Origin of the sequence: Simplicispira lacusdiani, from assembly GCF_003604195.1 — a bacterium.
Lineage (GTDB): Bacteria > Pseudomonadota > Gammaproteobacteria > Burkholderiales > Burkholderiaceae_C > Simplicispira > Simplicispira lacusdiani.
The window spans coordinates 166,675-187,847 of record NZ_QXGR01000001.1 but is presented as its reverse complement, the minus strand read 5'-3'; the positions used below and the strand labels follow the sequence as shown (position 1 = coordinate 187,847).

General features: G+C 68.4%; 21 protein-coding genes. 12 read left to right on the top strand and 9 right to left on the bottom strand.

The annotated features are described in order from the left end of the window. Nucleotides 1–94 precede the first annotated feature (94 nt). From queC to D8S75_RS00820, 3 genes are all read right to left on the bottom strand, one after another. Nucleotides 95–796, bottom strand: coding sequence for a 7-cyano-7-deazaguanine synthase QueC (queC, locus tag D8S75_RS00825; RefSeq protein WP_119964033.1), 702 nt, complete (start codon nucleotides 794–796; stop codon nucleotides 95–97). A 102-nt stretch (nucleotides 797–898) separates the two neighbouring features. Next, complete coding sequence (locus D8S75_RS17555; RefSeq protein ID WP_198673112.1) at nucleotides 899–1,045, bottom strand: hypothetical protein; 147 nt, start codon at nucleotides 1,043–1,045, stop codon at nucleotides 899–901. 80 nt (nucleotides 1,046–1,125) lie between these two features. Further along, nucleotides 1,126–2,325: a threonine ammonia-lyase gene (locus D8S75_RS00820; protein ID WP_119964032.1), complete on the bottom strand. Its 1,200-nt coding sequence runs from the start codon at nucleotides 2,323–2,325 to the stop codon at nucleotides 1,126–1,128. 197 nt (nucleotides 2,326–2,522) lie between these two features. Here D8S75_RS00820 and D8S75_RS00815 point away from each other — a divergent pair, with 197 nt between their 5' ends. Then, the gene (locus tag D8S75_RS00815) at nucleotides 2,523–3,956 is read left to right on the top strand and encodes a diguanylate cyclase domain-containing protein (protein ID WP_119964031.1); all 1,434 of its coding nucleotides are present in this window, start codon (nucleotides 2,523–2,525) and stop codon (nucleotides 3,954–3,956) included. Between the two features lie 7 nt (nucleotides 3,957–3,963). On the opposite strand, the gene D8S75_RS00810 is transcribed toward D8S75_RS00815, so the two are convergent. The 6 genes from D8S75_RS00810 to norR all read right to left on the bottom strand — a co-directional run bounded on the left by D8S75_RS00810 (nucleotide 3,964) and on the right by norR (nucleotide 9,183). After that, a complete protein-coding gene (locus D8S75_RS00810; RefSeq protein WP_119964030.1) occupies nucleotides 3,964–4,425 on the bottom strand; it encodes a methyltransferase family protein in 462 nt (153 codons plus the stop codon). A gap of 14 nt (nucleotides 4,426–4,439) precedes the next feature. Continuing rightward, nucleotides 4,440–4,982, bottom strand: a complete 543-nt coding sequence (locus D8S75_RS00805) for a DUF1697 domain-containing protein (protein WP_119964029.1) — start codon at nucleotides 4,980–4,982, stop codon at nucleotides 4,440–4,442. An 18-nt stretch (nucleotides 4,983–5,000) separates the two neighbouring features. Then, nucleotides 5,001–5,678, bottom strand: coding sequence for an RNA ligase family protein (locus D8S75_RS00800; protein ID WP_119964028.1), 678 nt, complete (start codon nucleotides 5,676–5,678; stop codon nucleotides 5,001–5,003). Nucleotides 5,679–5,685: 7 nt separating this feature from the next. After that, nucleotides 5,686–6,249: a hypothetical protein gene (locus D8S75_RS00795; protein ID WP_232828812.1), complete on the bottom strand. Its 564-nt coding sequence runs from the start codon at nucleotides 6,247–6,249 to the stop codon at nucleotides 5,686–5,688. Beyond that, nucleotides 6,242–7,531 (bottom strand): AAA family ATPase, encoded by a 1,290-nt coding sequence (locus D8S75_RS00790; protein WP_119964027.1) that lies wholly within the window; start codon nucleotides 7,529–7,531, stop codon nucleotides 6,242–6,244. The genes D8S75_RS00795 and D8S75_RS00790 overlap by 8 nt, the downstream gene beginning before the upstream one ends. A gap of 77 nt (nucleotides 7,532–7,608) precedes the next feature. Further along, nucleotides 7,609–9,183, bottom strand: coding sequence for a nitric oxide reductase transcriptional regulator NorR (gene norR, locus D8S75_RS00785; RefSeq protein WP_119964026.1), 1,575 nt, complete (start codon nucleotides 9,181–9,183; stop codon nucleotides 7,609–7,611). 243 nt (nucleotides 9,184–9,426) lie between these two features. Here norR and D8S75_RS00780 point away from each other — a divergent pair, with 243 nt between their 5' ends. The 11 genes from D8S75_RS00780 to D8S75_RS00735 all read left to right on the top strand — a co-directional run bounded on the left by D8S75_RS00780 (nucleotide 9,427) and on the right by D8S75_RS00735 (nucleotide 21,158). Further along, the gene (locus D8S75_RS00780; RefSeq protein WP_119964025.1) at nucleotides 9,427–11,727 is read left to right on the top strand and encodes a nitric-oxide reductase large subunit; all 2,301 of its coding nucleotides are present in this window, start codon (nucleotides 9,427–9,429) and stop codon (nucleotides 11,725–11,727) included. Nucleotides 11,728–11,786: 59 nt separating this feature from the next. Beyond that, nucleotides 11,787–12,197 (top strand): hemerythrin domain-containing protein, encoded by a 411-nt coding sequence (locus D8S75_RS00775; protein ID WP_119964024.1) that lies wholly within the window; start codon nucleotides 11,787–11,789, stop codon nucleotides 12,195–12,197. Nucleotides 12,198–12,341: 144 nt separating this feature from the next. Continuing rightward, complete coding sequence (locus D8S75_RS00770) at nucleotides 12,342–14,360, top strand: ribonucleoside triphosphate reductase (protein WP_119964023.1); 2,019 nt, start codon at nucleotides 12,342–12,344, stop codon at nucleotides 14,358–14,360. An 85-nt stretch (nucleotides 14,361–14,445) separates the two neighbouring features. Continuing rightward, entirely contained in the window at nucleotides 14,446–14,628 is a 183-nt protein-coding gene (gene nrdD / locus D8S75_RS00765; protein ID WP_119964022.1) for an anaerobic ribonucleoside-triphosphate reductase, read from the top strand. A 9-nt stretch (nucleotides 14,629–14,637) separates the two neighbouring features. Continuing rightward, nucleotides 14,638–15,321 (top strand): anaerobic ribonucleoside-triphosphate reductase activating protein, encoded by a 684-nt coding sequence (locus D8S75_RS00760; protein ID WP_119964021.1) that lies wholly within the window; start codon nucleotides 14,638–14,640, stop codon nucleotides 15,319–15,321. A gap of 125 nt (nucleotides 15,322–15,446) precedes the next feature. Further along, complete coding sequence (gene ipdC, locus D8S75_RS00755; protein ID WP_119964020.1) at nucleotides 15,447–17,111, top strand: indolepyruvate/phenylpyruvate decarboxylase; 1,665 nt, start codon at nucleotides 15,447–15,449, stop codon at nucleotides 17,109–17,111. 113 nt (nucleotides 17,112–17,224) lie between these two features. Then, nucleotides 17,225–18,631 (top strand): aldehyde dehydrogenase family protein, encoded by a 1,407-nt coding sequence (locus tag D8S75_RS00750; RefSeq protein WP_119964019.1) that lies wholly within the window; start codon nucleotides 17,225–17,227, stop codon nucleotides 18,629–18,631. A gap of 17 nt (nucleotides 18,632–18,648) precedes the next feature. Next, nucleotides 18,649–19,296, top strand: coding sequence for a hypothetical protein (locus tag D8S75_RS00745; protein ID WP_198673111.1), 648 nt, complete (start codon nucleotides 18,649–18,651; stop codon nucleotides 19,294–19,296). Then, nucleotides 19,232–20,092 (top strand): response regulator, encoded by an 861-nt coding sequence (locus tag D8S75_RS00740; RefSeq protein WP_370807172.1) that lies wholly within the window; start codon nucleotides 19,232–19,234, stop codon nucleotides 20,090–20,092. Before D8S75_RS00745 ends, D8S75_RS00740 begins: the two co-directional genes overlap by 65 nt. After that, a complete protein-coding gene (locus D8S75_RS17350) occupies nucleotides 20,074–20,286 on the top strand; it encodes a hypothetical protein (protein ID WP_157982573.1) in 213 nt (70 codons plus the stop codon). The genes D8S75_RS00740 and D8S75_RS17350 overlap by 19 nt, the downstream gene beginning before the upstream one ends. Next, nucleotides 20,283–21,158, top strand: a complete 876-nt coding sequence (locus D8S75_RS00735; RefSeq protein WP_119964017.1) for an HDOD domain-containing protein — start codon at nucleotides 20,283–20,285, stop codon at nucleotides 21,156–21,158. Before D8S75_RS17350 ends, D8S75_RS00735 begins: the two co-directional genes overlap by 4 nt. Nucleotides 21,159–21,173 lie beyond the last annotated feature (15 nt).

Here is a 21,173-nt window from a genome sequence, read left to right as displayed (position 1 = left end):
ACTTGTCTGTCAGACAACCGCAAGATTTATGCAAAAAAAGCATCATGTTATGCGTGATCGTACGGCGGCCTTCGGCGCGGGCCGCCCGTGCGCATCAGTCCTGCGCGCGCCAGCGTTCATGGCCCAGGCGCCGCAGCGTGCAGGCCGGGCAATGGCCGCAGCCGTGGCCCCAGGCGTGCAGCGCGCCGCGCTCGCCCAGGTAGCAGGTGTGCGAGAGCGTGACGATGGCATCCACCAGGGGGGGGCCGCCCAGCGAGCGCGCCAGCTCCCAGGTCTGGGCCTTGTCGAGCCACATCAGCGGTGTCTCGATGGTGAAGCGCCGGCCCATGCCCAGCGACACGGCCACCTGCAGTGCCTTGAGGGTGTCATCGCGGCAGTCGGGGTAGCCCGAGAAATCGGTCTCGCACATGCCGCCCACCAGCGTGTGCAGCCCGCGCCGGTAGCCCACGGCTGCTGCGAGCTGGAAAAACAGCAGGTTGCGTCCCGGCACGAAGGTGTTGGGCAGTCCGGCCGCGTCCATCTCGATGGCGGTCTCGCGCGTGAGCGCGGTGTCGCTGATCTGGCCCAGCACGGCCAGATCGACCATGTGGTCCTCGCCCAGGCGCCCGTGCCACTGGGGAAAGCCCGTGCGCAGGGCGGCCAGCACCTCCTGGCGCGCCTGCAGCTCCACATGGTGGCGTTGGCCGTAGTCGAAGCCGATGGTTTCCACATGCGTGAAATGCTGCAACGCCCAGGCCAGGCAGGTGGTGGAATCCTGACCACCGGAAAACAGGACAAGGGCGTGGCCGCTGCGCATGGGGATTCTCCAGAACGTAAGAACGCCCTGGTGGGGGCGCAAAAAAGAAAAAGCCCCGGCAGGCGGGGCTGTCCGGGGCTGCAGATTGTGCCTGCTGCGGGTTCAGGCCATGGTGACGGCGATCATGGCCAGCAGGAAGATCATGATGCCGCCCACCACGGGCAGCACCACGGGGATGTAGGGCACGACGGCTTCCACGGGGTCGTCGGACGGCGTGGCGGGGGCGTGGCTGGCGCTGGGGTGCTGCATGGTGCGTTCTCCGGAAAGGATCGAGGTTGCCCAAAATTCTAGCGGCGGCACGCAAAACGTGCAGGGGGCGCCCTGGCGCCCTACATCTTGGATGCCACCATGCCGGCCGCGTGCAGGTGCTCGATCACCTCGTCCACATGGGCATGGCCGCGTGTCTGCAGCACCAGCTCGATCTCCACGTTCTGTGCCGCCAGCATGGTGAAGGCGCGTTGGTGGTGCACCTCCTCGATGTTGGCGCCCGCGTCGGCCAGCGTGGCGGTGATGCGCGCCAGCGCGCCCGGCACGTCGCGCGCGCTCACGCGGATGCGCGTGAGCCGCCCCGAGCGCACCAGGCCGCGCTCGATGATGGCGGCCAGCAGCAGCGGGTCGATGTTGCCGCCGCTGAGCACCAGCCCCACCTTCTTGCCCCGGAAGCGATCGCCGTAGCGCTGCAGCGCGGCCAGCCCGACCGAGCCCGCGCCCTCCACCAGCGTCTTCTCGATCTCCAGCAGCATCAGCACGGCCTGCTCGATGTCGCCTTCGTCCACCAGCAGCAGGTCGTCCACCAGACGCGCCACCACCTCCTGCGTGATCTTGCCCGGCGAACCCACGGCAATCCCCTCGGCGATGGTCGACGTGCCCTGCGGGTGGTGCGTGCCCTGCACGGCGTTCACCATGGCCGGGAAGCGCGTGGTCTGCACCCCGATCACCTCGATGCCCGGCTTGAGCGCCTTGGCCGCTGTGGCCACGCCCGCGATCAGCCCGCCGCCGCCCACCGAGATGACCAGCGTGTCCAGGTCGGGCACGGCCTGCAGCATCTCCAGCGCCAGCGTGCCCTGGCCCGCGGCCACGGCCTCGTCGTCGTAGGGGTGCACGAAGGTCAGGCCCTGCGTGTCGGCCAGCATGTAGGCATGCGCGCGGGCCTCCTCCAGCGTGTCGCCGTGCAGCACCACCTCGGCGCCGAAGCCGCGCGTGCGCTCCACCTTCACGCCGGGCGTGAAGCGCGGCATCACGATCACCGCGCGCAGCCCCAGCCGCTGCGCGTGGTAGGCCACGCCCTGGGCGTGGTTGCCCGCGCTCATCGCGACCACGCCGTGCGCCCGTTCCTCGGGCGTGAGCAGCGTCAGCTTGTTGCAGGCGCCGCGCTCCTTGAAGGAGGCGGTGAACTGCAGGTTCTCGAACTTGAGGAACACCTGCGCGCCCACGATTTGCGAGAGCGTGCGGGATTCCACGCAAGGGGTCTCCAGCACCTGGCCTTGTAGGCGGGATGCGGCGTCCTGGATGTCTTGAAGGGTGATCATGCTCGGCATTGTGGCAAGGAATGCCACATCGTGGGAGAGCTTCTTGCCGGATACGCCCTGGCCTGGCATGCCTTGCGCAAGGCATCCGCCATGGCGGCAGGGGTGGGTGTAAAGTAACAAGACGTTTCGTGGTGTGTGGCTTGCCGCCGCCACGCGCTTTGGTCAGAGCCTTCACGCACACCAGGATCGTCAGCACCATGCACCAGGACCGGCAGCGCAAGATCCGTGAGTTGTTCGACGAGTACATCGAGATGTATGCCGCGCGGGACGACCGTCTCACAGCGCGCTTCAGCCAGAACTTCACCGGCTACCCCGGCAGCGGAAGCCGGCTCATCCACGACCGCGAGGAATGGGTTCGCATCACCCAGCAGGATTTTGCGCAGGTGCCGGGCCGCATCCGCATCGAGATGCTTGATCTCGCGCTGCAGGATCTGTCCGATGACGTGGTGGCGACCACCGCCTTTTTTCACATCCACCTGCCCAGCGGCGGCCACCAGCTATCCCGCGAGGTGGCGCGGCTGGTGCTGGTCTTCCGTCGCGAAGGCGAGGCGTGGATGATCGTGCATTGCAGCTATTCCATTCCGTACCAGAGCGCGCAGGACGGTGAGGTCTACCCCCTCAAAAGCTTGCAGGAGCAGAACAGCGCCCTGCAGGCCCTGGTGGCCGAGCGCACCCAGGCGCTGCACGAAAGCCAGGCGCTGTACCGCTTGCTCACGGAGGACACCCAGGACGTGCTCTGGCGCACGGACAGCCAGCTCATCGTGACCTACATCAGCCCGGCGGACGAACGTCTGCGCGGATTCAAAGCCGACGAGGTGTTGGGACGCCCCGTCTTTGATCTGTTCAACGACGAAGGCGTGGCGCTGGTCAAGGACATGATCCAGCGCCGGGCACGCGAAGAGGCGGCCGGAATGCCGGTCGGGTTTCTGACCTTTCAGGTGCAGCACCGCTGCAAGGACGGCCGCCTGATCTGGGGCGAGGTGATGTCCAAGCCCGACCGCAACGCACGGGGCGAAATCATCGGCTACCACGGCATCACCCGCGAGATCACCGAGCGCAAGCGCCTGGAAGAGCAGGTCCGGCAGCTGGCCTTTTACGACCCCCTCACCCACCTGGCCAACCGCCGCCTGATGCTGGAGCACCTGGAGCAGGCCATGTCGGCCAGCAAGCGCAGCCACCGCCATGGCGCGCTGCTGTTCCTCGACCTCGACAATTTCAAGCCCCTCAACGACCAGCATGGCCACGGCGTGGGTGACCTGCTGCTGATCGAAGTGGCCGAGCGCCTGAAAGCCTGCGTGCGCGAAGCCGACACCGTGGCCCGCTTTGGCGGCGACGAGTTCGTCGTGCTGTTGTGCGAACTGGGCACGCAACCCGGTGAGGCCAGCGAACAGGCCGCCGCCATCGCAGAAAAAATCCGCATCCGCCTGGCCGATCCCTATGTGCTCCAGGCCGCACCCTCCGCCCCGGCCATCCAGCACGAATGCACCGCCAGCATCGGCGTGGCGGTCTTCCATGGGCGTGACGAAAGCCAGAACGCGGTGATCGACCGGGCAGACGCGGCGATGTACCTGGCCAAGGAGGAAGGACGCAACCGGATTGGCTTTGCGCCGAATTCCGGTGGAGCCGACTGACCCCTCGTCAGATCCAGCGGCGGACGCGGGACCGGTACGCCGCGTACTCCGGGCCGAACAGGGCGCCGAGTGCCTGCTCCTCGGGGCCGATCTGGAAGCGGTTCATGTAGGCAATGAAGACGACCGGCCCCGCGAGCGCCACGGGGGACGCGAGCAGCACCGCCCAGGCCAGCAGCACCAGCACCATTCCGACATACATCGGGTTGCGGGTGATCCGGTAGACGCCCGTCGTCACCAGGGCAGCGGCCCGTTCCGGGTGCAGCGGGTTGACGGTGGTGCTTGCCCGGCGAAAAGCCAGCACGCCCGCCAGGCTGAAGCCCAGGCCCGCCAGGACGGTACCAGCGGCGAGCCCGAGGCGCACGGGCAGCGCGGCATCGACGGTGGGCAACACCCCGGACAGCAGCCACATGGCGGGCAGCAGCGCCAGCGCGACCAAGGGCGGCGGGACACGGTGCTTCAGGGACAACATGGCTTTGTCTGTTTTCAGGAGGACTGGGCAAGGGCCAGCGCCTGCAGCTTGCACACGGTGGCCCAGTTGCGGGTGGTGACCTCCCGCCCCGCCCGGCCAAGCAGGGCCTTGCCGGCTCGGCTTTCGAGGATGCCGCCCGCGCAGTGCAGATAGGCCGCCCGGGGACCGATCTCGAAGCGTTCGGGCGGCGCCAGCAGGGGCCGCAGGGCCTCCAGTGCGCTCAGGGCTTGTGCGTTCTGGGCAAAGGCCACGAGCAGGCGCGAAGGATCGGCGGCGGCCTCCAGCGGGCAGGCCGCGACGATGGCCGCCAGCTCCTGCGCCGTCACCACGATGACCGGAACGTCCACCTGCATTTGCCCGGCCAGCGCCCGGGCGATGGCCTCGGCATGCGCGACGGGCGTGCCGCCCGACGCCTGGAACACCACGTTGCCGCTGTTGAGCAGCGTGGCCACGCCGGCATAGCCGAGCCCGGTCAGCAGGGCGCGCAGTTCGGCCATGGGCACGCGGTGGGCCTTGCCGACATTGATGCCGCGCAGCAGGGCGATGAAGGTGGTCATGCCAACCGCCGGGCGCCGTCAGGCCACCCGGTTCCACTCCAGCGCCCGCGAGCGCCAGTGTTCCTCGATGGTCTGCGTGAAGTCCGCGCGCACCAGCTTGGCGCGGTTCTCCAGCCAATCCGCGTTCTCGCGCCGGACCACGATGCCTTCGAGGTGCCCTTGGCGGAACTGGCTGTCGTGTGCGTGCACCCAGTCGCGCAACTGGTCCAGGCTCACCTCGCCGCTGTACAGGCAAGGCACGGTCTTGAAACCCAGTTCGGCCGCCCAGGCGTTGCGGCGGGCGGTGCTCCAGAAGCGCTGCTCCTGGCGGTCGTACACGTCGAACAGCATCCACCAGTCGGGCAGCGTGGCGTAGTCGAGCGAGTGGCGCGCGGCGCACCATTCGCCAAAGGCCACGAGGTGGGTGCCCAGGGCGTCGAAGAGCTTGTCCTCGTGCGCGGCCAGCCACGGGCCCAGGCGCGAGAACTGGCCGTGGAAGGGCTGGGGCAGGTACTGGCCCCGGTTCTGCGCGCGCAGCACGCCGTCGGGCGAGACCGAGAAGCCCAGGTTGGCGCCGTCGAGCTTTTCCTCCAGCACGACTGGGCCGCTGAGGATGTCCTCGGCCTCGGCGGGCGAGAGCACCTTGTCGTCGCGCGGCGCGCCCGTGGCCAGCCAGGCGATGTGCGGGGTGTGGGGAAAGCGGAAGAATTCGGGCATAGGTTTCTTATTTTGCGCGCCGCGCGGGTGGGTGTTTCTGGCGCCAGCGCGCCTGCAGCCAGTCGGGCAGCAGGTTTTCCATTTCCAGCCCCACGGCGTGCAGGGCCTGCTGGCAGTCGATCCAGTCGGTGTCGGCGGCGTTGGTGATGCGGGTGGCGTGGCCCGCGTCCAGCGCGGCGAGCGCGGCGGCCACCATCTTGCGGTCGGCCAGGTCGGTCACGGCCTCGGCCAGTTCGGGGGGCAGCACGGCGTTGCCGTTCTTGTCGAGCAGCACATCGACCCAGACGACCTCGCCACGGTCCATCTTGTGCATCAGGGCCAGCCAGCCATAGTCCTGCTCGGTAAGCTTGTGGCGGTATTCGCCGCACACATGCCAGTCCACGTCGAGCACGGCGTGGCGCGTGGGGTCGGCCTCGAAGGCTTCGAGCCAGTCGAACACCTGCTGGCGCAGGGCGGCTTCTTCCACAGGGGTGGATTCGGCACCAAAGGGCGAGCCTTCGTCGGCCGCGCTGGCGACGATGAGCACGTTGGTGTCCACCAGGCGGGCCTGCAGAGCGTTCGCTTCAGCCACTGGATGCTTCCCGAAGTCGCTGTGCGCGGGCGCGGGCCTGCTCGCGCGCCTCGCCCAGCGCGTCGCCAAAGAAGTGCTGCGGCCAGTTGCGCACGGCGCCAAACTCGTCCACGTCCAGCGGCACGAGCACGGCGTCGGCGCCGCGCCGCTCGACGAACAGCATGCGGCACTGTGTGGTGTTGGTCTGGCGCCGGGCGATCAGCGTCTGCATGTGGCGGAACAGGTGCTCGGAATGCGTCTCCACCAGAAACTGCACCTGGCGCTGCTGGCTGACCTCGGCGAACACCTCGGCCAGCACGGCCTGGGCCAGCGGGTGCAGGTGGATTTCTGGCTCCTCCAGCAGCACCGTGCTGCCGGGTGGCGCGCAGTAGGCCACGGCCAGCACCGGCAGCACCTGTGACACGCCCACGCCCACGTCGTGCAGGTTGGCGACCACGCCGTCGTGGTGCACCAGCAGCTCGTAGCGGCCCGAGCGGCCGACCGCGCGCACGCTGAGCTGCTCGGCCATGCCCATGCGCCGCAGCCAGTGCGCCACGCTGCGCAGCATGTGGCCTTGCTGTTCCGACGGCAGCAGGGCGTTGGCCAGCAGCGCGTCGATGGCCTGGTGGCCGTCGCTGCCCAGCTCGCCGGGGGCGGCCTTGCTCCACAGGTAGTCGCGCTCGGGCCGGCGGCGCAGCGGTCCGGGGTAGACGATGCCTTCCAGCTCGCGGCGCAGCGCCAGGCTCAGGTCCTGCAGGTGGGCGCCGTCGCTGCCCAACAGGGCCAGGGCCTCGGCGCTCAAGGCGATGGAACGCTCGGGCGCGAGTTCGGGCCCCTTGCCGCGCGGCCGGGCTTCGTCGTCCACGTACACCGCATAGGCCCCGCGCTCGCGCCGCAGGGCCCGAAAGCGCCGCGCCACGGTGGACAGCTCCAGCGCCTGGATGGCCACCGCCCCGCGCGCCGTCTGCCCGTAGCTGCAGGCAAAGTGGCCGTGGCGCACGCGCTCGCCCTCGGGCCGCTGGAACGACAGCGCGATGGAGAACTGGCGCGGCGCCGCCACACCCCGCGCGAGCACGTCGTCGAAGCCGCCGAGACGGACCAGGTCGTGCGCCCCGTCGCCGCCCAGGTTCAGGTGCACGGTGCGGTCGGGCGCGGCCACGGTCTGCTTGAGCAGCAGCAGGCTTTGCAGCAACGTGGACTTGCCCGAGGAATTGGTGCCCAGCAGCATGGTCACGGGCGACAGCCGCACCGGGCCGCTGTCGCGCCAGGCCTTGAGGTTCTGGAGGTGGAGTTGGTCAATCATCGGCAGGCCCGCAAAATTTGGGTGAAAAGTGCCTCCAGGGCAATCGCATTAAGCGCCATAAGCTATCAAATATATAGCTAATTCTTCAAGCCCAGGCGCCGCGCCAGCTTGTGCAGATTGCTGGCGTCGATGTCCAGGGCCCGCGCCGCGCGTGCCCAGTTGCCGTCGTGGCGTGCCAGCGCGGCCTGGATGCTCTGGCGCTGGCAGGCGTCCAGGGCGTCGCGCAGGGTGGTGGGCTCCAAGGCGGCGGGGGCGGGCGGGGTCTCGGGCGCCGGGCCGGCCAGCGGTGGCGGGGCCGGGGCCTGCAGCGCGTCCAGGTCCAGCAGCGCAGGCTCCAGCGTGACGATGTCGTTGCGGCTGGCGCCCCGGCTCAGGGCCTTGAGGGCGGCACGGCTGATGACATGCTCCAGCTCGCGGATGTTGCCGGGCCAGTGGTAGTGGCGCAGCGCCGCCTGGGCCGCGCCGGAAAGACGCAGGCTGCGCAGGCCCAGGCGTGCACGGTTTTGCTCCAGAAAGCGCCCGGCCAGCAGCAGCACGTCGTCGCCGCGCTCGCGCAGCGGCGGGATGGGCACCGGGTAGACCGAGAGGCGGTGGTACAGGTCGGCGCGGAACGATCCGTCGCGCACATGGTCGCGCAGGCTGCGGTTGGTGGCGGCCACCACGCGCACGTTCACGCGGCGGGGCTCGTCGGCGCCCAGGCGCTGGATTTCGCCGTTCTGCAGCGTGCGCAGCAGCTTGGCCTGCACGGGCAGGGGCAGTTCGCCCACCTCGTCGAGGAACAGCGTGCCGCCCTCGGCGGCCTCGAAGCGGCCGGGCCGGTCGGTCACCGCGCCCGAGAACGCGCCCCGGCGGTGGCCGAACAGCTCGCTCTCGGCCAATGATTCGGGCAGCGCGGCGCAGTTCACGTGCACCAGCGGCTTGCCCCGGCGTGGCGAATGGCGGTGCAGCAAGCGCGCGAACAGCTCCTTGCCCACGCCGGTCTCGCCCAGCAGCAGCACGGGCAGGTCGGAGCCGGCCACCACCTTCACCTCGTGCTGCAGGCGCAGCAGGGCCTCGCTCTGGCCCAGGATCTCGCTGTCGTCCAGGGCGCTGCGCAGGGCCGGGTCGTCGTGCGGCTCGCCCGCGTGCGCGCTGCCGGCGCGGCCCAGCACCTGCACCTGCTGCTCCAGCCGGGTGATGCGCACGGCGGCCTCCACGTGCACGGCGCAGTCGGCCAGGTCGGCGCGCGCGCGCTCGTCGAAGGTGCCGGTCTGCAGCGCGTCGAGCGTGAGCACGCCCCAGGGCCGGCCGTCGATGCGCAGCGCCACGCCCATGCAGTCGTGCACCGGCAGCGGTTCGCCCACCAGGGTGTCGAGCAGGCCGTCATACGGGTCGGGCAACTGACTGTCGCGGTCGAAGCAGGTGACCTCGCCGCGCGCCAGGATGGCCGCCAGGCGCGGGTGCTGGCGCACGGCGAAGCGCCGGCCCAGGGCCTCGCTCACCAGGCCGTCCACCACCACGGGGCACAGGTGGTCCTCCTCCAGCCGCAGCAGCGCCACCGCGCCGCAGCAGAAATGCGCGCGCAGGCCGCCGATGAGGCGCTGCAGGCGCACGTTGGCGGGCAGTTCGGTGGCCAGGTCGGCCAGCCAGGGGGCTTCGATCAGGGTATTCATGACCCTTGTATGGTACTTGATACCCTTTGGTTGCAGGGTTGAATTCACCCTGATTGGTGTAAACCCTTGATTTGATTAAGCGCCAAAGCTGGCCCGAACCGTGCAAATGTTCATTCGTAATTCATCTTTACGAGAGGAGCACCATGCACCCGGTTTCCGCGAATCCCCACCGGCCCCCGAGAGGGCGGGCCGGCCAAGCCCCCAGTGCCCGAGCGCACCGCGCCAGCCGCCAGGAGGTGTGCCATGGGTAACTACCGCAAGCTCTGGTTCACGCTGATCGGCGTGATGATCGTCTGCTTCAGCCTGCTGGGCTACTACGGCGTGGAGGTCTACCGCACCGCGCCGCCCATCCCGCAAAAGGTGCAGACCGAGGACGGGCGCGTGCTCTACACGCAAGAGGGCATTCTGGATGGCCAGACCGCCTGGCAATCCGTGGGCGGCATGCAGCTGGGCTCCATCTGGGGCCATGGCGCCTACCAGGCGCCCGACTGGACGGCCGACTGGCTGCACCGCGAATTGCTGGCCTGGCTGGACCTGGCCGCGCAGGCGCAGCACGGCAAGGCGTTCGACCAGCTCGACGCCGACACCCAGGCCGTGCTGCAGGCACGCCTGAAGAAGGAATACCGCACCAACACCTTCGACGCCGCCACGGGCACGATGGTGGTGTCCAAGCTGCGTGAGCAGGCCATTGCGCGCAACGTGCAGTACTACAGCCAGCTCTTCAGCGACGCGCCGGAATTCCAGAAGACGCGCGAGCACTACGCCATGAAGGAGAACACCCTGCCCAGCACCGAGCGGCGCGCGCAGATGGCCGGCTTCTTCTTCTGGACCGCCTGGGCCGCCGCCACCGAGCGCCCGGCCGATGTGGGCGGCGGCACCGGTGCCACCTACACCAACAACTGGCCGCACGAGCCGTTGATCGACAACCGTCCCACGGCCGAGAACATGATCTGGTCCGTCGCCAGCGTGGTGCTCTTGATCGCGGGCGTGGGCTTCCTGGTCTGGGCCTGGGCCTTTCTGGGCAAGCACGACGAGGAAGACCCCGTGCCGCCCAAGCACGACCCGCTCACGCGCGTGCCGCTCACGGCCTCGCAGCGCGCGCTGGGCAAGTACCTTTTCCTCGTGGTGGCGCTGTTCACCTTCCAGGTCATGCTGGGCGGCTTCACCGCGCACTACACGGTGGAAGGGCAGAAGTTCTACGGCATCGATGTGTCGCAGTGGTTCCCCTATGCGCTGGTGCGCACCTGGCACATCCAGAGCGCGCTGTTCTGGATCGCCACCGGCTTCCTGGCCGCCGGCCTGTTCCTCGCGCCGCTCATCAACGGCGGCAAGGACCCGAAATTCCAGAAGCTCGGCGTGGATGTGTTGTTCTGGGCGCTGGTCGTCGTGGTGGCGGGCTCGTTCATCGGCAACTACCTGGCCATTGCCCAGATCCTGCCGCCCGAGTGGAATTTCTGGCTCGGCCACCAGGGCTATGAATACGTGGACCTGGGCCGCCTGTGGCAGATCGGCAAGTTCGCCGGCATCGCCTTCTGGCTGGTGCTGATGGCGCGCGGTGTGTTCCCCGCGCTGCTCGCGCCCAGCGGCCAGGACAAGAACCTGCTGGCGCTGCTGACCTTCTCCATCGTGGCCATCGGCCTGTTCTACGGCTCCGGCCTGTTCTACGGCGAGCGCACGCACCTGTCGGTGATGGAGTACTGGCGCTGGTGGGTGGTGCACCTGTGGGTGGAGGGCTTCTTCGAAGTGTTCGCCACCACGGCGCTGGCCTTCATCTTCTCCACCCTGGGCCTGGTGTCCTACCGCATGGCCACCACGGCCAGCCTGGCCTCGGCCTCGCTGTTCATGCTGGGTGGCATTCCGGGCACCTTCCACCACCTGTACTTCAGCGGCACTACCACCCCGGTGATGGCCGTGGGCGCCGCCTTCAGCGCGCTCGAAGTGGTGCCGCTGGTGGTGCTGGGCCACGAGGCCTGGGAGCACTGGCGCCTGAAGAACAAGGCGCCGTGGATGGACAACCTCAAGTGGCCGCTGATGTGCTTCATCGCCGTGGCGTTCTGGAACATGCTCGGCGCTGGCGTCTTCGGCTTCCTCATCAACCCGCCGGTCGCGCTGTACTACATCCAGGGCCTCAACACCACGCCCATGCACGCGCACGCCGCGCTGTTCGGGGTGTACGGCTTCCTGGCGCTGGGCTTCACGCTGCTGGTGCTGCGCTACATCCGCCCGCAGCTCGTGTTCAACGAGCGCCTCATGAAGACCGGCTTCTGGTGGCTCAACGCCGGCCTGGTGCTGATGATCGCCACCAGCCTGCTGCCCATCGCGCTGTTCCAGTTCCACGCCAGCTTCACCCACGGGCTGTGGTACGCGCGCAGCGAGGAATTCCTGCAGCAGCCCCTGCTGCAGCAACTGCGCTGGGTGCGCACCTTCGGCGACCTGGTCTTCATCGTCGGCGCGCTCGCCGTGGTCTGGCAGGTGGTGAGCGGCGTGTTCGGCGCGCGCGCACCGGCCGCCCCTGCGGGTGCCTTGGCCGGCGCACGCCGCTAAGCAATGGTTGCGGGGGCTCCGGCCCCTGCAATGGCTCACAAATTCAACGGAGAACCAACATGAACATCGACAAATTCAAGCACCAGCATGTGGACATCCTGGGCAGCATCTCTACCCTGCGCAACCTGGCGCACGCCGGGGCGGCGCAGCACGCCACCGAGATCGCGCGCCTCATCGTCGCCATGAGCTCGACCATCAAGCTGCACCTGGCCGTGGAAGACCGCGCGCTGTACCCGGCGCTGCAGCGCGGCACCGACGTGGAGCTGGCCCGCATGGGCCAGCGCTACCAGCAGGAGATGGGCTCCATCGCCCGCGCTTACGACGCCTTCTCGCGCCGTTGGAACCGTCCCGAGAGCGTGCGCCGCGACGAGGGGGGCTTCCGTGACGACGCCAACCGCGTGCTGCGCATGGTGCACGAGCGCATGCAGCGTGAGAACCGCGAGTTCTACCCGCGCATCGAGGCGCTGTAAGTTCCGGCGCCTTCCTGTACCGCCCGCCCCGGCCTTCCGCCGTGGCGGGCTTTTTTTGTTCTCCATCAAACTACATATAGTGTTTCATGTGCATACTAAACGCTATATGTAGTGTTTTGTTGCAAACAAATGAGGGAGACGACCATGGACGCCACAGTCACCGCCTTGCCCCGCGAGGTCAAGAAGCGCAGCGGCGAGCGCGCCGCGTTCGACGCGCGCAAGATCCGCTCGGCCATCGAGCGCGCGGGTGCGGCCACCGGGGAGTTTGGCGCCGACGAGGCCCAGCTCCTGGCCGCCCAGGTGGGCAAGGTGCTGATCCACCGCTTTCATGGCGATGCGCCCGGCATCGAGCAGATCCAGGACGTGGTGGAGCACACGCTGATCGCCGCCAACCACCTGCAGACCGCCCGCGCCTACATCGCCTACCGAGACCGCCACGCCACCTTGCGCGCAGACCATCAGACGCTGGTGAACGTGGAAAGCTCCATCAACGAATACCTCACACGCGCCGACTGGCGCGTCAATGCCAACGCCAACCAGGGCTACTCGCTCGGCGGGCTCATCCTCAACGTGGCGGGCAAGGTCACGGCCAACTATTGGCTCTCGCATGTGTACGCCCCCGAAATCGGCGAGGCCCACCGCAACGGCGACCTGCACATCCACGACCTCGACATGCTCAGCGGCTACTGCGCGGGCTGGTCGCTGCGCACGCTGCTGCACGAGGGGCTGAATGGTGTGCCCGGCAAGGTGGAGGCAGGCCCGCCCAAGCACATGAGCTCGGCCGTGGGGCAGATCGTCAACTTTTTGGGCACGCTGCAGAACGAGTGGGCCGGTGCGCAGGCGTTCTCATCGTTCGACACCTACATGGCGCCCTTTGTGCGCAAGGACGGCATGGACTACGCCGCTGTGCGCCAGTGCATCCAGGAGCTGATCTACAACCTCAACGTGCCCTCGCGCTGGGGCACGCAGACGCCGTTCACCAACCTCACCTTCGACTGGACCTGCCCCGAAGACCTGCGCGAGCAGGTGCCCGTGATTGGCGGCGTGGAGATGCCGTTTTGCTATGGCGAGCTGCAGGCCGAGATGGATCTCATCAACCGCGCCTACATCGACGTCATGACCACGGGCGACGCCAAGGGCCGCGTGTTCACCTTCCCCATCCCCACGTACAACATCACCAAAGACTTCCCGTGGGAGAGCGAGAACGCCGCCGCGCTGTTCGAGATGACCGCCAAGTACGGCCTGCCGTACTTCCAGAACTTTGTGAACTCCGAGCTGGAGCCGAACATGGTGCGCTCCATGTGCTGCCGCCTGCAGCTGGATTTGCGCGAGCTGCTCAAGCGCGGCAACGGCCTGTTCGGCAGCGCCGAGCAGACCGGCAGCATCGGTGTGGTCACCGTCAACTGCGCGCGCCTGGGCTACCTGCACGCGGGCAACGAAGCCGCGCTGCTGGCCGCGCTCGACCGCCTGCTGGAGCTGGGAAAGCAAAGCCTGGAGGTCAAGCGCAAGCTCATCCAGCGCCTCATGGACCAGGGCCTGTTCCCCTACAGCAAGCGCTACCTGGGCACGCTGCGCAACCACTTCAGCACGCTGGGCGTCAACGGCATCAACGAAATGGTGCGCAACTTCACCGGCGACGCGCACGACATCACCAGCGCGCGCGGCCACCAGCTCGCTGTGCGCCTGCTCGACCATGTGCGCGCGCGCATCGTCGACTTCCAGGAAGAAACCGGCCATCTCTACAACCTGGAGGCCACGCCCGCCGAGGGCACGACCTACCGCTTTGCCAAGGAGGACAAGAAGCGCTGGAGCGCCATCGTGCAGGCCGGCACCGCGAGCCAGCCCTACTACACCAACTCCTCGCAGCTGCCCGTGGGCTTCACCGACGACCCCTTCGAGGCGCTGGAGCGCCAGGAGGAGCTGCAGTCCAAGTACACCGGCGGCACCGTGCTGCACCTCTACATGGGCGAGCGCCTGTCCAGCGGCGCGGCCTGCCGCGAGCTGGTGCGGCGCGCGCTGACGAACTTCCGCCTGCCTTACATCACGGTCACGCCCACGTTCTCGATCTGCCCCACGCACGGCTACCTGGAGGGCGAGCACCCGTTCTGCCCGAAATGCGATGCCGAGCGCCTGCAGGCCAAGCGCGTGCGCCTCGCGGCTTGAAGCAAAAAGTGGCTCTGGCGCTTTATGGGTAAGCGCCAGCAGCTATTCAATCCATAGCAATTCATTCACCCCCAAGGAGATCCGCATGAACCACAACACCACCGAACACCGCGCCCTGGCCGCCGCCGACGTGCAGCTCACCGACGCCGAGCGCCAGCCCTGCGAAGTCTGGACCCGCGTCATGGGCTACCACCGCCCCGTGGCCAGCTTCAACATCGGCAAGCAAGGGGAACATAACGAACGCCAGTTCTTCGCCGAGGCCCGCTGAGGCGCGGCCATGGCATTGCGCATCGGCGGTCTCACGCCGCTGACCAGCATCGACTTTCCCGGCCGCCTCGCGGCCGTGGTGTTCTGCCAGGGCTGCCCCTGGCGCTGCGGCTATTGCCACAACCCCGAACTGCTCGACGCCACCACGCCCGGCACCCTGGACTGGGACGAGGTGCTGGCCTTCCTGCAACGGCGCCAGGGCCTGCTCGACGGCGTGGTGTTCTCGGGCGGCGAGCCGCTGCTGCAGTCCGGCCTGCCCGAGGCGCTGGACGCCGTGCGCGCCCTGGACTACGCCACCGCGCTGCACACCGGCGGCATGTACCCCGAGCGTCTGGCCACACTGCTGCCGCGCCTGGACTGGGTGGGGCTGGACATCAAGGGGCCGTGGGACCGCATCGACGCCCTCACCGCCTCGCGCGCCAGCGGCCCGCGCGTGCAGGCCGCGTTGGCGCACCTGCTCGCCAGCGGCGTGGCGCACGAATGCCGCACCACTTGGCACCCCGGCCTGTTCGGTCTGAACGAGCTTTTTGCGCTGGGCCACGACCTGACCGCGCGTGGCGTGCGCCACTGGGTCGTGCAGGCCTGCAGCGACCCGGCCGCGCCGGGGAGTGGTTCGGTGCTTGCGCAATATTCCTGCGAAATATCTGAAAAAATGCGTGGAAACTTTGAATCGTTTGCGATAAGAGCGCAATAGATAAGCGTGTTTGTGCTGTTTCTGATGGATTTTGCGCGCCGACTTTGATCTGGGTCAGAGCGGTGCGGGGGGCAGGGCGCGGATCATCCCGCCCGGTTCCACAAGTTCCAGATTCGGAGACACACATGACCCTAGGCCTCTCCCTGCTGCAGGCGCTCAAAAACCATGGCGCGCAAGAAATCTTCGGCATCCCCGGGGATTTCATCCTGCCGCTGTTCAAGCAGATCGAGGAAAGCAACATCCTCCCCTTGGTGACGCTGAGCCACGAGCCCGCGCTGGGCTTTGCCGCCGACGCCGCCGCGCGCATGCACTGCGGCCTGGGCGTGGTGGCGGTCACCTACGGCGCGGGCGCGCTGAACGTCGTCAACGCCGTGGCCAGCGCCTATGCCGAGCGCTCGCCGCTGGTCATCCTGGCCGGCTGCCCTGGTGAGGTGGAGGCGCATTCGGGCCTGGTGCTGCACCACCAGGTGCGCCACATCGATTCGCAGTGGCGCATCTTCAGCGAGATCACCTGCGACCAGGTGCGCCTGTCCAACCCCGAGACGGCGCCGCAGGACATCGCCCGCGTGCTGCGCAACTGCCGCGAGTTCGCCCAGCCCGTGCTCATCGAGGTGCCGCGCGACATGACGCTGCACCCCATGGCCGAGGTGCCCGTGCTGCCGCCCAGCGCCTACAGCCCCGAGGCCGTGGCCGAGTGCGCGGATGAGTGGATGGCGCGCATCCAGGCCGCCCAGCGCCCGGTGCTGGTGGTGGACGTGGAGGTGCGCCGCTTCGGCATCGAGGCGCGCGTGGCCGAACTGGCGCGCCGCCTGCAATTGCCCGTGCTCACCACCTTCATGGGCCGGGGCCTGCTGGCCGAAGACGGCGTGCACTCCGGCGTGCAACTGCACGGCACCTACCTGGGTGTGGCGGGCGCGCCCGAGACCAGCGCGCTGCTCGACCACTCCGACCTGCCCGTGATGCTGGGCGCCATCCTGTCGGACAACAACTTCGGCGTGAGCGCGCAGCGCATGGACTTCCGCCGCGCGCTCATCGCCGCGCACCGCGAGGCGCGCGTGGGCCACCACCTGTACCAGAACATCCCGCTGGCCGCGCTGGTCGAGGCCCTGCTGGAGCGCGCCCCGGCCGCGGGCCAGCGCACCGCGCACGCGCAGCCGCCCAAGCTGGAATACCCCACCGGCCTGGTGGCCGACGACGCGCCGGTGTGCGCCGCCGACCTGAGCCGCGCGCTCAACGACCGCATCCTGGCGCATGGGCCGATGAACATCGTCTCCGACATCGGCGACTGCCTGTTCGCCGCCATGGAGCTGATGCCCACGCCCCTGGTGGCGCCGGGCTACTACGCCACCATGGGCTTTGGCGTGCCGGCCGGCATCGGCGCGCAGGTGGCCACGGGCCAGCGCAGCCTGATTTTGGTGGGCGACGGCGCCTTCCAGATGACGGGCTGGGAGCTGGGCAACTGCCCGCGCCTGGGGCTGGACCCCATCGTCATCGTGCTCAACAACCAGACCTGGGAAATGATCCGCGCCTTCCAGACCGAGTCGCGCTGCGCCGCGCTGGGCGACTGGCACCTGGCCGACGCCGCCGACGCCCTGGGCGGGCGTGGCCACCGCGTGCACACGCGCGCCCAGTTCAAGGCCGCGCTGGACGCCGCCTACGCCGAGCGCGGGCGATTCCAGCTCATCGAGCTGATGGTGCCGCCGGGCGACAGCACGCCCACGCTGCGCCGCTTCTCCGAAGGCATCCGCGCGCTGCGCGCGCGTGCCGCCGCGGCCGCCACCACCGCCTGATTTTTCCCCCGCGCGGGGAATGCTCCGCAAGCCCCGCGCAGACGGGGCCGGGAGCGGCGCGCCCGCGCCTTGCCTCGCGCCTTTTTGCCAGCCCACCACCACAGGAGACAACCATGCCCGACTTCACCCTCACCATCGGCGGCCAGAACGTCGCGGGCGCCGCCCGCCCGATCCCGGTCATCGATCCGTCCACCGGCCAGGCCTTCACCGACAGCCCCGCCGCCACCGTGGCCCAGCTCGACCAGGCGGTCGATGCCGCCGCCCAGGCCTTCGCCACCTGGCAGCACAGCAGCCACGCTGAACGCAGCGCCGCGTTGGAGCGCGTGGCAGCGGCCATCGAGGCGAACGCGGCCGAACTGGCCGACCTTGTGGTGCGCGAGCAGGGCAAGCCCCTGGCGCTGGCGCAGATGGAGGTGGGCGGCGCCGTCGCCTGGACGCGCGCCGCCGCCGCGCTGGAGATCCCGGTCGAGGTGATCGAGCAGCGCGAGGGCAAGCGCATCGCGCTGCACCGCAAGCCGCTGGGCGTGGTCGGGTCGATTACGCCCTGGAACTGGCCGCTGATGATCGCCGTGTGGCACATCATGCCGGCGCTGCGCGCGGGCAATGCGGTGGTCATCAAGCCCTCGCCGTTCACGCCGCTGTCCACGCTGCGCCTGGTGCAGATCATGGCCGCCGTGCTGCCCGCCGGCCTGGTCAACAGCGTGGTGGGCGAGGCCGAGGTGGGCCAGGCCATGGCCGAGCACCCGGGCATCGCCAAGCTGGTGTTCACCGGCTCCACGCGCACGGGGCAAGACATCATGCGGCGCGCGGCGGGCAACCTCAAGCGCCTGACGCTGGAGCTGGGCGGCAACGACGCCGCCATCGTGCTGCCGGGCACCGACACCGCCGCGATCGCCGAGGGCCTGTTCGCCACCGCCTTCCTCAACATGGGCCAGACCTGCGCTGCGCTCAAGCGCCTGTACGTGCACGAGAGCCAGGTCGATGCCGTGTGCGAGCAGCTCGCCGCCATCGCCGCGCGCCAGGTGCTGGGCGGCGGCCTGGAGCCGGGCGTCACCTTCGGCCCGGTGCAGAACGCGCCGCAGCTCGCGCGCGTGGAGGCACTGGTGGAAGATGCCCGCGCCCAGGGCGCGCGCATCGTCTGCGGCGGCCGGCGGCTGGACCGTCCGGGTTACTTCTACGCGCCCACCATCGTCGCGGGCCTGAGCAACGGCACGCGCCTGGTGGACGAAGAGCAGTTCGGCCCCGTGCTGCCGGTCATCGCCTACCGCACGGTGGAGGAGGCCGTGGCGCTGGCCAACGCCAGCAGCATGGGCCTGGGCGGCTCGGTGTGGGGCGAGGTGCAGGCCGCAACGGCCCTGGCGCCGCGCCTGGAGTGCGGCACGGTCTGGGTCAACGGCCACGCCGAGGTGCTGCCGCACTGCCCGTTTGGCGGCAGCAAGATGTCGGGCGTGGGCGTGGAGTTCGGCCTCGACGGCCTGCTCGAATACACCCAGCCGCAGCTGCTCAACATCAACGGCTGATGCAAGGCGGCAGTGCGATGGACACCTACCTCGCCCTGGTGCGCGCCCAGCCCCTGGCCATGGCCATGCTGCAGTTCGCCGTGCTCGGCACGCTGGGCGACCTGCTCGGCGCCTGGCTGGCGGCGCGGCGCGTGCACTGGCCGCTGGGCGGCGGCCTGTGGTGGCGCAAGATGGCCAAGTGGGCGCTGCTGGCCGTGCCGATCAAGGTGGCCTTCGTGGGCTACGCGGGCTTCGTGCAGGCGCTCGCCGCCCACGGCTGGCTGCCGCAGGGCGAGCCGCTGCTGCTGGCGCTGGCCACCTCGGTGGCCATCAACCTGCAGTTCGGCCCGCTGCTGGTGCTGGGCCACCGCTGGCTCAACAACCGCATCAGCGGCACCAGCGGCTGGCAGCACATCGACCGCAGCCTGTGGAGCCTGGCCTGGTTCTGGGTGCCCGCGCACGCCGTCACCTTCGCGCTGCCGCCGGACTGGCGCATCGGCCTGGCGGCGCTGTGGTCGGTGGTGCTGGGGTTGATTCTGGGGATGTACAGCCCGGTGCGCGCAGGGTCTGCCCGGATCCTGGATGGCGCGGATCCCGCAGGGGGTTCAGTTTCCACGGAACATGAAAGCCGATACCATGGTTCACACCATGGAACACAGCCCCCCGACCCTATTGCTGGTCGATGACGAGGTTTTCATTCTCAGCGCCATTAAGCGTCTCTTGCGTCGCGATGGTTACCAGATATTGACGGCTGAGAGCGGACAGGAGGGTCTGCAGGTGATGGAAACCACGTCCGTGGACGTGATCGTCTCCGACCAGCGCATGCCCGGCATGACTGGCGTCGAGTTTCTGCGCGAGGCGCGCAAGCGCTTCCCGAGCACCATCCGTATCGTGCTGTCGGGGTACACCGAACTGCAGTCTGTGACGGACGCCATCAATGAAGGCGCCGTATACAAGTTCCTGACCAAACCCTGGGACGATGGGCATTTGCGGGCCAACATCGCTGACGCCTTTCGCCAGCGCGCACTGCAGGCCGAGAACCAGCGCCTGCACGCCCAGCTCCAGTCCACCCATGCCGAACTGCTCAAGGCCCATGCGCAACTGGCCGACCTGGTGTGCCTGCAGCAAAAGCGGCTAGTGCAGGATGAAGTCGTCATCGGCGTTTCGCATGAGATTTTCGACGCCGTGGCGGTTCCCCTCATGGGGGTGGACGGCACGGGCATGGTGGTGCTGATCAACGCGGCAGCGCAGCAGTGTTTCCCCATGGCCGTTCCCGGTGCCCTCATTCAAGACTCGCCCTCCCTGCAGCCGTTGGCACGCGCACTGCAAGAAGCAACACTCCCACCCGCTTTGATCCTTGCATCCGAGGACGGCCCGCCTTGGCGTGCCACCCCCCGCCGCTTCGGTGCCGGCTCCCAAGGCCAGGGGATGCTCATCACGTTCATTCCCGTGCAGGAGGCGCCATGTCCCTCGAACCCCTGAGCCCAGCCACTGCCGCTACCCCCGTGCCGCCGTCACCCACCACCGTTGCTGCGCCCTCGACCTTCAACGATCCCGTCGCCGCACAGGCCATCGTGCGCAGATTGGACTGGCTGTTTCGCAACGCGCCGCCCACGCCCGCCATGCAGAAGTTGCGCGACATGGTGCAACGCTACCGATTGGAGATACGGCCATGACCCCCCCCATGACCCTGGAGCAAATGGCCCTGTGCATGGATCGGCTGGCGGACATGTCTCCCGTGCGTTCCCAGCTATTGCAATGCCTGGCCCAGGAGGATCAGGATCTCTCTTGTCTGGTGCAATGGGTGGAGAGAGACCCTGTGATCGCCGCCCGCATATTGCGCGTGGCCAATTCACCTTTTTTTGGGCTTGCGCAAAAAGTCGATTCCATCGCCCACGCGGTATCGCTCGTGGGGCTGCGCAGCCTGCAGTCCATGGCGCTGGCGGTGACGGTGATGGAACAGTTCAAACCCACGGATCTGCGTTTGCAGTCCGCACACCAGGAGCACTGGCGCCACAGTGTGGCCGTGGCAGTGTGCACACAGGCGCTAGCACGCCGTGCCCGCGTCGCGGTGGACACGGCCTTCAGCGCAGGCCTGCTGCACGATTTGGGACACTTGGCCATGCTTGGCATCGACCACCAACGTTATGGCGCGGTACAGGAACGTATTCGCCATGCGAGCGCATCCGATGGACCGCGCTCTATCACTGCGCTCAAACTGGAAGCCGAACAGGCCGTGTGGGGTTTCGATCACTGCCAAGTAGGCGACATGCTCGCCCAGCGCTGGCAACTACCCGCCAGCTTGCGCCGCTGCATGGCGCTGCATCACCGCTGCGACGATCCGCAGACCGACCGTTTGGTCTGGCTGGTGCTGGTGGGCCATGCGCTGGCCCATGCACTCGACCTGTTGCACGCGCCCGAGGATCAGGTCCCGGAGGTGCCGCAATCGGTCTGGGACGGGCTGCAACTGGACTGGAGCGACAGCAACAGCCTGCTGGCGGGCATCGAGGAGCGCTTTACCGTCGTCTGCCAGCAACTGGTTTCCTGAGCAGGCATCGATATC

What these genes read in the sequence shown, in the direction of transcription:
- D8S75_RS00815 (WP_119964031.1), top strand. Translation starts at nt 2,523, where the DNA reads ATGCACCAGGACCGGCAGCGCAAGATCCGTGAGTTGTTCGACGAGTAC.
- D8S75_RS00810 (WP_119964030.1), bottom strand. Translation starts at nt 4,425, where the DNA reads ATGTTGTCCCTGAAGCACCGTGTCCCGCCGCCCTTGGTCGCGCTGGCG.
- norR (WP_119964026.1), bottom strand. Translation starts at nt 9,183, where the DNA reads ATGAATACCCTGATCGAAGCCCCCTGGCTGGCCGACCTGGCCACCGAA.
- D8S75_RS00760 (WP_119964021.1), top strand. Translation starts at nt 14,638, where the DNA reads ATGGCATTGCGCATCGGCGGTCTCACGCCGCTGACCAGCATCGACTTT.
- queC (WP_119964033.1), bottom strand. Translation starts at nt 796, where the DNA reads ATGCGCAGCGGCCACGCCCTTGTCCTGTTTTCCGGTGGTCAGGATTCC.
- D8S75_RS00805 (WP_119964029.1), bottom strand. Translation starts at nt 4,982, where the DNA reads ATGACCACCTTCATCGCCCTGCTGCGCGGCATCAATGTCGGCAAGGCC.
- D8S75_RS00790 (WP_119964027.1), bottom strand. Translation starts at nt 7,531, where the DNA reads ATGATTGACCAACTCCACCTCCAGAACCTCAAGGCCTGGCGCGACAGC.
- D8S75_RS00820 (WP_119964032.1), bottom strand. Translation starts at nt 2,325, where the DNA reads ATGATCACCCTTCAAGACATCCAGGACGCCGCATCCCGCCTACAAGGC.
- D8S75_RS00800 (WP_119964028.1), bottom strand. Translation starts at nt 5,678, where the DNA reads ATGCCCGAATTCTTCCGCTTTCCCCACACCCCGCACATCGCCTGGCTG.
- D8S75_RS17350 (WP_157982573.1), top strand. Translation starts at nt 20,074, where the DNA reads ATGTCCCTCGAACCCCTGAGCCCAGCCACTGCCGCTACCCCCGTGCCG.
- D8S75_RS00735 (WP_119964017.1), top strand. Translation starts at nt 20,283, where the DNA reads ATGACCCCCCCCATGACCCTGGAGCAAATGGCCCTGTGCATGGATCGG.
- D8S75_RS00750 (WP_119964019.1), top strand. Translation starts at nt 17,225, where the DNA reads ATGCCCGACTTCACCCTCACCATCGGCGGCCAGAACGTCGCGGGCGCC.
- D8S75_RS00775 (WP_119964024.1), top strand. Translation starts at nt 11,787, where the DNA reads ATGAACATCGACAAATTCAAGCACCAGCATGTGGACATCCTGGGCAGC.
- nrdD (WP_119964022.1), top strand. Translation starts at nt 14,446, where the DNA reads ATGAACCACAACACCACCGAACACCGCGCCCTGGCCGCCGCCGACGTG.
- D8S75_RS00740 (WP_370807172.1), top strand. Translation starts at nt 19,232, where the DNA reads ATGAAAGCCGATACCATGGTTCACACCATGGAACACAGCCCCCCGACC.
- D8S75_RS00770 (WP_119964023.1), top strand. Translation starts at nt 12,342, where the DNA reads ATGGACGCCACAGTCACCGCCTTGCCCCGCGAGGTCAAGAAGCGCAGC.
- ipdC (WP_119964020.1), top strand. Translation starts at nt 15,447, where the DNA reads ATGACCCTAGGCCTCTCCCTGCTGCAGGCGCTCAAAAACCATGGCGCG.
- D8S75_RS17555 (WP_198673112.1), bottom strand. Translation starts at nt 1,045, where the DNA reads ATGCAGCACCCCAGCGCCAGCCACGCCCCCGCCACGCCGTCCGACGAC.
- D8S75_RS00745 (WP_198673111.1), top strand. Translation starts at nt 18,649, where the DNA reads ATGGACACCTACCTCGCCCTGGTGCGCGCCCAGCCCCTGGCCATGGCC.
- D8S75_RS00780 (WP_119964025.1), top strand. Translation starts at nt 9,427, where the DNA reads ATGGGTAACTACCGCAAGCTCTGGTTCACGCTGATCGGCGTGATGATC.